Source organism: Calothrix sp. CBUCES-K 9914, from assembly GCF_059640475.1.
This window is the reverse complement of the sequence record NZ_JBXXZH010000088.1, coordinates 22,688-32,528: the sequence shown is the minus strand read 5'-3', so window position 1 is coordinate 32,528 and position 9,841 is coordinate 22,688. Positions and strand designations below refer to the sequence as shown.

Here is a 9,841-nt window from a genome sequence, read left to right as displayed (position 1 = left end):
GAGTTAACCATATGCAGGAACCCTGCTTGACAAGGCGCCATCTTTCTTAACTTGACGCCAATGGCATCCTGCCCGTTCCACAAGATAAGGTTAATTTTAGAACATTGTCCAAATTGAGAAGTGGCGCCTGTAGAAAAGTTCTAGTGGTAGAAATAATATTTACCACTCCAGACACGGAGGTAACAGAGAGAAGAGTTACTTAAGATTGTTCACATGTACCGCAGCTGAAGGGGTTATAAAGGCACTTGCCCAGTAGGAATAGCAAAATTTATGGAGTAATTAAAAATGGGCAGCGATGACTATACAAGAGTGCCAACAACAGTAGTTAAATTATATGTAGGTCAGGCAGGATGCCTAACCTACGGTTTTACGCGCTATGGTATGCTGTAATAAATGCTTTTACGCAATCTCCACAGTCGTTTAATGTTGTGTAATTTACAGTGTTTTGTTCTTTAAATTTGGCGATTAGTCTGGCGCCCAATAATTTATTAATTTCTGCAAATTGGTTTCTTGATACCGATTGTAAGGCTTTTTGTATCGCGGAGGGCGCCGAGGATGTTTCTAGTTGATTTGCTAGTTCTGTAACACTGACACCTGATGCTGCTGCTAATACCAGAGGATGCGCGGTTGCGCGAATTGTATCAATTCCATAAATGGTAAAGAGTGTTGAAGTGAGTTTTATGTGCGAGTACAGCAATGCTGTAATTTCTGATGGTATTCCTGCTGTGTAAAAAAAATCACCACAAATTTCATTATTAATGTTGTTTCTGAATGTGTAAATTGCTGACTCGCTAATAGCGTGTTTCGCCATTTTGGTTTTATTACCTTTCCAAGACAGGTCATTCAAGAATAGTTGTCCCCACTCCCTACCATGCTCAATTGCAAGGGCAACCGTTTGTCCAATCATGTGCAACCTGATTCCAGAGATGTCGAAAAGCATAAAATATTTGGTGTAGAAAAGAGTTTTTGAAGCTTACAATTCCATTGTTCCCACTATTATTGTCAAACTAACAGCAGAGAATAATGCTTAAATTAATCTTTATTATTTTTCATCATCGATATATAAAGTTTTAATGAATACAGTTACATTTTCCGTAACAGGTGTCACAATCCTTGTAAATAGAAGCTAAGTTAGTATTTACTTACGTGGCTTCTTGGTACAGCTATGGTGACAGAATTATCAATACAAACTATAGGTTTAACTAAGCAGTTTGACCGACACATTGCTGTCAACGAGGTCGAATTGGAAATAGGCGCCGGGTCAGTCTATGGTTTAATCGGTCCAAACGGTGCTGGTAAAACCACCTTAATTAGAATGTTGGCAGCAGTTGAGGAACCTACACAAGGGGAAATTTATATTGATGGTAACCGACTGACGCGCGACAGAAGCAACCCGACTCTTAAGCGTCGTCTAGGATATTTACCCGATGATTACCCTTTGTACGATGAACTTACTGTTTGGGATTATCTGGAATATTTCGCCAGATTATATAAGCTGCGTGAACCACGTCGTACCCAACGACTACACGAGGTGCTAGAACTAATTCAACTAGGAAATAAACGTAATAGTTTAATTTCTACACTATCGCGTGGGATGAAACAGCGTTTAAGTTTAGCACGCACTATTATTCATGAACCAATAGTGTTGCTACTGGATGAACCTGTTTCTGGACTTGACCCTATCGCACGCTTGCAGTTCCGCGAAATTATTAAGGCACTCCAAGAAGCTGGGATGACGATATTAATTTCCTCACATGTTCTTAGTGATTTAGCTGAACTTTGCACATCTGTAGGAATTATGGAATTGGGTTATTTGGTAGAAAGCACATCGCTTACGGAACTTTACCAACGTCTCTCTCGCCAGCAAATCGAAATTTCTACTCTTGGAAACATTGATGAGTTGCTAGGAGAATTAAAAAATAACCCATTTGTACAAGAGTGGGAAGTAATGCCTACTAAAGATAAAATACGGGTAAATTTTTCTGGTCAGCAAAAAGACTGTGCTGATTTATTACGTTCTTTGATTGACGCAAGGGTGCCTTTGACTAATTTCCATTGTACACAAGAAGATTTGGAAACAATTTTCTTAAAAATGGGTCACAAACAAGCTTCTTAAAAATTAGGAGTTAGGAATTAGGAATAAATATATGCTTCAATTTCTTGAAAAAATTGGTGAATGGAATCCACAATTCACTAGGGAAATAAAAGGGCGCCTTAAAATATTTCCAGTTTTAGTCACCAGTGCGATATCTTTAATCGTTCAAGCTGTTGTTTTCCTTGCTCAACTAGGACAAATACCCGATAAATATTATCGGATGAATGAGCAGTATTGCGGTATTGGTAAGTCTTATCAAGAGCAACTTTCTGACTTGAGTCAAGTTCTTCGCAAGCTACAAGATAGTTTTTTCCATTACAGTAGTAAAAAATATTTTGATGCTGATAAATTAGAAAATGTCCGAACGCAGCTACAACAAGTAAAAAATCAACGAGCTAATCTCGAAAATATTCTCTACAAACAACCGTGTCCACAAGGTAAAATTGATATGGTCGAATGGTGGCGTGACCATTGGGAATATATGTTTCAAGCATTGAGTATAATTTTCATTTTCACGTTAATAGTTGCAGGAAGCTATTTACTCATAAATAATTTAGCACAAGAAGAGCGCCGAGGTACACTCAATTTTATTCGTCTGAGTCCGCAGTCTGAAGTTAGTGTTTTAACTGGTAAAATTCTCGGTGTGCCAATTCTAATTTACTTGTTTGTAGCGCTTGCGATTCCTTTTCATATTTTTACTGGAAAAGCTACAGGTATTGCTTTTAGTCATATTTTCAGTTACTACGCTGTTTTAATTGGTAGTTGTATTTTCTTTTTCAGCGCTGCGTGTTTATTTAGCTTAGTCACACGATTTTTAGGTGGTTTTCAACCTTGGTTAGGCGCCGGAGCAGTTTTGTTATTTTTAACATGTGTTTTTTCAACTGCTCAATATAATAGTTATTTGAATAACGGCATCGCTTGGTTTAGAATGTTTAGTCCAATTGATGCAACTAGCTATCTATTTCCTAATTTCTTTGCCAGTCGTTACAGTTATAGCGGGTCTTTGAATGGATATAAAGAAATACAATTTTTCTATATTCCAGTAGGCACCAATGTAGCTAGCTTTGTCGGAATGCATTTAGCTAATTATGGTCTATGGACTTACGGCATTTGGCAAGGACTTCTACGACGTTTCCGTAACCCTAATACATCTGTAATTAGTAAACTACAAAGTTACTTCCTAGTTGCTCTTGTACAATTATTAACATGGGGTTTCACACTGCAATACATCAAAAACTCCGGTAAGCCAGAAACATCATACTATGATATTAATAGCCAAATCTTACAAAACTGGCCAATATTTGCACTATTCAACTTTGCACTCATGTTTGGCTTGATATTTATTCTCTCCCATGAACGCCAAACAATTCAAGATTGGGCACGTTACCGTCATAAAACCACTTCCACTCGTAAAGGTTGGTGGCATAATTCTCTACTTAGAGATTTAATTTTTGGCGAAAAAAGTCCAGCACTGCTTACCTTTGCTCTTCACTCGCTCATCATCACTATTCCCATCATCACTTGGACTACCCTTTCTTTACACCTCAATGTTCGTAGTAACTATAATATAGACTGGCTAATTAATGATGTTGGTAGATTCAAAGCTATCCTTGGTATTGTCTTGTTGATGATATTATGGGGTATCGGCGCCACTGTTACCCAAAGAATGCTGTTGTTAAAAACATCGAAACGCTATTTATGGGCACTTGGTACAACTAGCGCATTATTATTTGCACCAGCAATAATATTGGCAATACTCAATAATACAGTTGCGAGACACTCTGTTCTGTGGCTATTCTCAAGTTACCCTTGGGAAGCTTTAGGTACAACAAGTGTGTTAACTGTATTGATGACCCTGTTTACTCAGGTGATGGTGTTAGCATTCTTAAACTTTCGCTTGGCAAAACAAATTAAGTTAGCGGGTGAATCTGCAACCCAAGCGTTTAAATAAAACCCTTGTAGAGATGCGATTAATCGCGTCTCTACGTTTTTGTGGTAAAAATTATTACACGTAATTCACAGGCGGGACGCCTGTGCTACGGGTTAATGACTCTTTTTTATAACTTTTTTGAGTAGCTCTGGTATTTGTGATGGACGTTCGGCAACTGGAATATCAGCTTCTGCGAATGCAGCTAGTTTACTTTTCGCTGTGCCAAAGTCAGCGTCTCTTCCAACTACAGCAGCTAATGTTCCTGTTTGGCGCCAGTGTTTGCCGCGCGGTGCAACATTTCCAGCTATGTAACCGATAACGGGTGTATCAATTACTTCAGCTATGTAGCGCGCGGCAGCTTCTTCACTTCCACCACCAGGTTGACCAACAAGCACGATTGCTTCGGTTGCTTCGTCTTCATCAAGAATTTGTAACCATTGAATAAAAGAAGAGCCAACAATTGCATCACTGCCAATGCTAACGCTGATCGATTGACCTAAACCTGCTTGAGTTAATTCTCTTGCTATTTCATAAGTTAAAGTCGTACTCCGGCTAAGAATTCCTACTGAACCAGAAGTATAAAAATCACTAGGTTGAATACCTAACAGAATTTTTCCAGGAACGATAATACCAGGACTATTGGGACCAACTATCAATGTTTCTGTAGCTTCGGCTTTTCGCAAAAGCTGCACCATATCCAAAGGTGGAACTCCAGGTGAGATGATTACAACTTGACGAATACCGCACGCTATTGCTTCTAACGCTGCATCTAAAACGTCATAAGGATACACGTTTAAAATGGTAGTGTCAATTATCCCATACTGCTCTATAACTTCTTCAACTAAATCGAATATCGGCAAATCGTGTAACGTCTTGCCACCACTCCCAGGATTGATCCCAGCGATTAAATTCGTGCCATACGCTTTCATCTGCGCGATTTGCGTTGGCGATATGAATTCACAAAAGCCTTGAATTATAACTTTGCTGTTTGGCGTTAAGTTCATAAAAAACGCGATAGTTTGTTTGCTCAGTAATGTAGCCATGACTGAGAAATAATGACACTGTAAAAGTGTTATAATTATTTAATTGTTACTTAGTTTGTACTGAATTAGTACTAAAATTCAAATTACGGACACAACAGAATTAACACGCAAATCTAATCTACACAGCCTAGTCATATTATTTTTTATGTGCTAGGGGTTTAGTAAGACGTACAGCTTCACTGACTGCCTCATCCAAATTCTCTACTATCACTATTTCCATATCGCTTTGTTGCTTGAATGCTTTTAACTCCTTCAAAGCTCCATCAAGATCTGAACCAGCTAGTCTGATCACGAAACGTGGAAAGTGATCACGCTTGTGCTTGTTTCCATCACGCGCGCCGTTTAATTTATGCTCGCTTTTATAATGATGCACAAATTCTGTCATAACTTCTGCAAGTTCAAGCGCTTGAGGAATACTGCCTAAAAGATTAATCAGAATGACCTGAATACTTTTGTCAGTACTCATAATTCTCAAAGCTTTCTCAAAACGGCTTTTGAACGTCGTTGGAGATGTATCAAGAGGAGATGCATGACGTAGGTTTAAGCAATATCCTGGTTTACCACCCTCATTTGTAACTAAATCCATCGTTGCTAATACGGAGCCTGCACCATTCCCCATAATTCCAATCTTGCCGTGCATCTCCACCCCTTCCCATTCTTTGAGATTTACATGTCTACCGTTCCCGTTATAGCGGTTAGCCATTTTAGTTGCAATTAATGCAATATCCGGATGACGAGAGATTGCACGCTCGTTAACACTGATGCTGCCATTCAGCGCCATTGCTTCACCATTAGAATTTATACCCAGAGGATTAATTTCAACTAAATCAAGGTCTTTCTCAATTAGTAGATAGTACATTTTTTCGATAACGTCGCTAACAGTTTGCATTCGCGTTCCCTGCAATCCCATTTTCAACGCTAATCTTCGAGCATAAAACGGTGAGAAATCATCCTCGACCACTACATGCTGCATCTTCTCCTCCGAGGAATCTAAATCAATGTCAGGTTCTTGACAACCCAGCAGAATTGGACGGCAAATGGCTGTATCAATTACAACAGCTAAATACAACTCTTGTTCAGCATCATATTTTGCTTCCGCAAGCAGCACCTCCGGTAGTTCACCCATTATTGGTAAATTAAAGATATTTTGGGCTGCTGCTATTGCGTCAATTGTTGTCTCAACAAACCTAACCCCACCAACTTTTAACCTTGCTCCCCCATTGACTTGCGATTTTAGTACAATTGGGTAAGGTATTTTTAACCTCTTTAAATCTGTAGGATGGTCAATTCGCTGTGACGGCAGTACTGGAATGCCAATTTGTCCAAACCACTCTTTGACCTGATACTCTAATAAATCCATGCCACGCACCTTAGAAATGCCACCTCACTCCTTTGATGTTGCGGTCGCATAAGCTCACGCGCAGCATCAGAGAAGCAAAAACAGCTTTTGATTCGCTATAATTTTTTTCTCTATAATTAATTCTATCTAATTGAGTAGATGTGGTAAATCGTATACAGTTTTTATTTGCTTTATTAAACAAATAAAACAACGGCGCCTAATATCAGTAAAATCCCTTACACCATAATTCTCAGGCATTTTTTTATCACAAATAAACACTAATGCCTCTATGATGTTGCAAATTCTAAACTTACATCCGTTTTTTCCAATGCTTTTTTACATTAGAACATAGCAAACTTAGTATAGTTTGTGCTTATAATTATTTATAAGTTTAACTTAATGGGTACCATATATAAATCTTATTATTTGTATTCAAATAATAAAGTTCTTACCCTTATGACTCAATTTATAAGTTTTTATCATCAGCTTCACTAACCTGGGGTAGATGAAATATGAGCTAAAAAGTGATTAGTCGAGTCTTTAATGATAACTTAATAATATCTTAGTGCAATCTTAAATTATTGTCACTGTTAACTGAGCTTTTGTCTTGATTAGCATTTTTCTAGAATCTGTGCTAGAACGTTTGGCGGTTATATAAGAAAATGGTTACTAGTTAAATTGTGTCAGTGTTAACAAACCCAAGCCTCTCATCACCGTGTGAAGGCGATAATATCAATAATCAGAACCAGCAGTATACACGGTATACATCAATGAAATCAGTAGCGCAGCAGGAAGATTTAGATTTTCTATCGTCCATACTGGAAGAAAACTTGTGGAGTAAAGGTGATAGCAAATGCTTTCAAGTAAAATGCGCTGTCCAAGGCCAGTTAATGGTTTTAATACAGCACCCTAAAACTGTGGAAGCAGATACCGAGCATATTTTTGCGCTGCTCGCGTCCGTGCTTCAATCGGAAAGTACGTATCAAATAGATAAAGTACTAGTGTTTGTACGGTACATTGGCGAAAAGCTCCCGTATGCTCAAAAATCACTCTTCTTACATCCAAGCAACTCAAACGAAGACTCAAACTATGATATTTTTCCTGATGTAATTCTTACTGAACCTTATGTTGAAGCGCAACCTGAATCTGAAACTTCTCAAATGTTTGATTCTTCCGCTTCGCTACTGACGATAACTGCTGACGTTGTTTCAGAACCGTTTGACCCAAAAGAGAATAAGTCGGCGCCGTTCAAACGTTCTCAACTTCAAAACCATCACAAACTCCACCCTTTCTTTGTTGGGACTGGAGTACTATTAATCACAACAATATTCGGCGCCATTGGTTACTCTTTAATGAGTCCCTGCATATTATCTACGTGTAAAGAATTACAAACAGCAAAGCAATTACAAAATTCATTTCCTCAGTTAGCCGACAACATTAAAACTGAAGAGGATTTGGCGAAACTTCAACAACAGTTAGATGGTACTTATGCATTGCTACAAAAAATACCTGGATGGTCGCCACATCATCAGGATGCTCTACAAGCTAAGACTTACTTATCGAGCGAGTCACAACAAATTAAACTGCTAACACAAGCTTTGCAATTAGGTGACACAGCTTTGCGTTCGTCACAAAGCTTAACAAATAATGTTAGTGAATTACAAACCCGTGCAAAGTTATGGCGCCAAGCGATTTCTCCGTTAGAAGCAATTCGTGCAGATAGTAAGTTTTATGGTTTTGTGCAATCAAAGTTATCGCTATACCGCAGTGGCTTACAGTCAGTTAATGTTCAAATATTATCCCAGAGCAGATGGCAAAAAAAAGTCAACGATGCTCAAGCAGCAGCCAAAGTCGCGTTAGTGCGCGAAGCACAAGCAAAATCATTGCCCGAATTACAGCGGGCGCTCAATACTTGGCAAATTGTTGTTAATGCCTTAATTGGTGTACCTCAAACTAGTCCATCTTATCTGGAAGCGCGACAACTTTTAAGCGATTATCAACCAAGACTAATGGCAATTCGCGACCGCGTTTCCAAGCAAGAGCAAGCAGCTACAAGTTTTAGTCAAGCAGTAGCTACCGCTAGACTTGCCGAACAATACGAACAGCAAAACCAGTGGCAACCAGCAGCTATTCGTTGGCAACAAGCATTAAATACTATCAAGCAAATTCCTACTGAAAGTCCGTTATATAATCAAGCGCAGCCTTTAGTTCAAGCTTACTCATTTGCATTTCAACAAGCGCAAAGTAAATTACAGCTAACTGCAAGTGGTGCGACAGCTAGTACAATTTCAACTCGTGCTGATTTAGAAAAAACTTGTATGGGAAGCGTTCGGATTTGTAACTTTATGGTAGATGAGAGATTTATCACCGTTCGTATCACTCCAGAATACGAACAGACTTTACAAAGCAACATATCAGGCGCCGACAGTCAAAGCCCAGAGAATGCCAAAAGCATTCAAAAGCATCTAGAAACATTACAACAAGCGCTTGAGGTAATTGGCGACAACTCTAATACAGCAGTTTTAGTATTCGACGCTCAAGGACAACAAATCTTCACCCACATTCCACGCACCAAAAATTAACGAATCAGCTGCGCGCGTTCATTAAAAAATTGCCGTGACAACCCTCGTGTCACCAATATTGTCGTAACCAAGTTAGCAAAACTAATCACAAACAATATCAGAATTTGATATGAAGCAGCTTCGTCGGCTTTTACACTACCTAGCAACTGTCCCGTAAAAAAACTAGGTATCGTTACCATCCCTACCAGCGTCATCTGATTAATAGTAGGCATTATTCCCGCACGTATCGCGTCTTTTCGGTACTGTGCTACAGCTTGCTGCGGTGTGGCGCCTAAACTCAAATGTGTCTCAATTTCCAACTGACTTGAGTCTATCGTTTTCACCAATCTTTCTCCCGCTATTGCCCCTGCATTCATGGCGCCACCTAAAACCATCAGTGCTAGAGGTATTAGATATCGTGGTTCAAAAGGACGAGTCGGCTGAATTATTAAAAAGTTTGTATATAAAATTGCCAGAGTAGTACTTAAAAACATTGATCCCCATACTAGCGGTAAAACCAAGGGAATTTTTTGGCTAATACGATTTCGTGTGATAATCGCCGAAATAGTTAATATAATTGCTAAAATCGCTAAAACCGCGACACCATTATCAAGCGCGAAAACCAAGTCAAGCACATACCCTAAAACCATCATCTGGAGGATAGTTCTTCCAGTGGCAACAAGCAACTTGATCTCAAGTCCAAGTTGTTCGATAGCAGATAACCCAATGGTGATAGCCATCAATGCGACGGCAAAGCCTAAATCTGTAAAATCTAACCTGATTATTTCTTGCATAGAGCGAAGTAGGAGAGTGGGAACCTTGAATGTAACGATTGATTCTTGATGGATATCTATATATATGTATGTAGATTCA

At 39.0% G+C, this 9,841-nt stretch carries 7 protein-coding genes; 3 read left to right on the top strand and 4 right to left on the bottom strand.

Annotated features, from left to right (window positions below; translation table 11 throughout):
* Positions 1–367 precede the first annotated feature (367 nt).
* Entirely contained in the window at positions 368–940 is a 573-nt protein-coding gene (locus AC2JBO_RS20255) for a hypothetical protein (RefSeq protein WP_496955453.1), read from the bottom strand.
* A gap of 225 nt (positions 941–1,165) precedes the next feature.
* Between AC2JBO_RS20255 and AC2JBO_RS20250 the strand changes: the two genes are divergently transcribed.
* Both AC2JBO_RS20250 and AC2JBO_RS20245 read left to right on the top strand, forming a co-directional pair.
* The gene (locus tag AC2JBO_RS20250; protein ID WP_496955452.1) at positions 1,166–2,116 is read left to right on the top strand and encodes an ABC transporter ATP-binding protein; all 951 of its coding nucleotides are present in this window, start codon (positions 1,166–1,168) and stop codon (positions 2,114–2,116) included.
* A gap of 31 nt (positions 2,117–2,147) precedes the next feature.
* On the top strand, positions 2,148–4,046 hold the full coding sequence (locus AC2JBO_RS20245) for an ABC transporter permease (RefSeq protein ID WP_496955451.1): 1,899 nt from the start codon (positions 2,148–2,150) through the stop codon (positions 4,044–4,046).
* A gap of 92 nt (positions 4,047–4,138) precedes the next feature.
* Here AC2JBO_RS20245 and AC2JBO_RS20240 read toward each other — a convergent pair whose 3' ends face one another.
* Both AC2JBO_RS20240 and AC2JBO_RS20235 read right to left on the bottom strand, forming a co-directional pair.
* Positions 4,139–5,029: a succinate--CoA ligase subunit alpha gene (locus AC2JBO_RS20240; protein WP_496955450.1), complete on the bottom strand. Its 891-nt coding sequence runs from the start codon at positions 5,027–5,029 to the stop codon at positions 4,139–4,141.
* A 175-nt stretch (positions 5,030–5,204) separates the two neighbouring features.
* On the bottom strand, positions 5,205–6,428 hold the full coding sequence (locus tag AC2JBO_RS20235) for an ATP-grasp domain-containing protein (protein ID WP_496955449.1): 1,224 nt from the start codon (positions 6,426–6,428) through the stop codon (positions 5,205–5,207).
* 749 nt (positions 6,429–7,177) lie between these two features.
* Between AC2JBO_RS20235 and AC2JBO_RS20230 the strand changes: the two genes are divergently transcribed.
* Complete coding sequence (locus AC2JBO_RS20230; protein ID WP_496955448.1) at positions 7,178–8,989, top strand: pre-mRNA-processing factor; 1,812 nt, start codon at positions 7,178–7,180, stop codon at positions 8,987–8,989.
* On the opposite strand, the gene AC2JBO_RS20225 is transcribed toward AC2JBO_RS20230, so the two are convergent.
* Positions 8,986–9,762 (bottom strand): ABC transporter permease, encoded by a 777-nt coding sequence (locus AC2JBO_RS20225; RefSeq protein WP_496955447.1) that lies wholly within the window; start codon positions 9,760–9,762, stop codon positions 8,986–8,988. The two genes, AC2JBO_RS20230 and AC2JBO_RS20225, sit on opposite strands and share 4 nt — an antisense overlap.
* Positions 9,763–9,841 lie beyond the last annotated feature (79 nt).

Bases quoted from the DNA above. Each gene is read 5' to 3' on its own strand.
- AC2JBO_RS20240 (WP_496955450.1), bottom strand. From the start codon at position 5,029: ATGAACTTAACGCCAAACAGCAAAGTTATAATTCAAGGCTTTTGTGAA.
- AC2JBO_RS20230 (WP_496955448.1), top strand. From the start codon at position 7,178: ATGAAATCAGTAGCGCAGCAGGAAGATTTAGATTTTCTATCGTCCATA.
- AC2JBO_RS20225 (WP_496955447.1), bottom strand. From the start codon at position 9,762: ATGCAAGAAATAATCAGGTTAGATTTTACAGATTTAGGCTTTGCCGTC.
- AC2JBO_RS20235 (WP_496955449.1), bottom strand. From the start codon at position 6,428: ATGGATTTATTAGAGTATCAGGTCAAAGAGTGGTTTGGACAAATTGGC.
- AC2JBO_RS20250 (WP_496955452.1), top strand. From the start codon at position 1,166: ATGGTGACAGAATTATCAATACAAACTATAGGTTTAACTAAGCAGTTT.
- AC2JBO_RS20255 (WP_496955453.1), bottom strand. From the start codon at position 940: ATGCTTTTCGACATCTCTGGAATCAGGTTGCACATGATTGGACAAACG.
- AC2JBO_RS20245 (WP_496955451.1), top strand. From the start codon at position 2,148: ATGCTTCAATTTCTTGAAAAAATTGGTGAATGGAATCCACAATTCACT.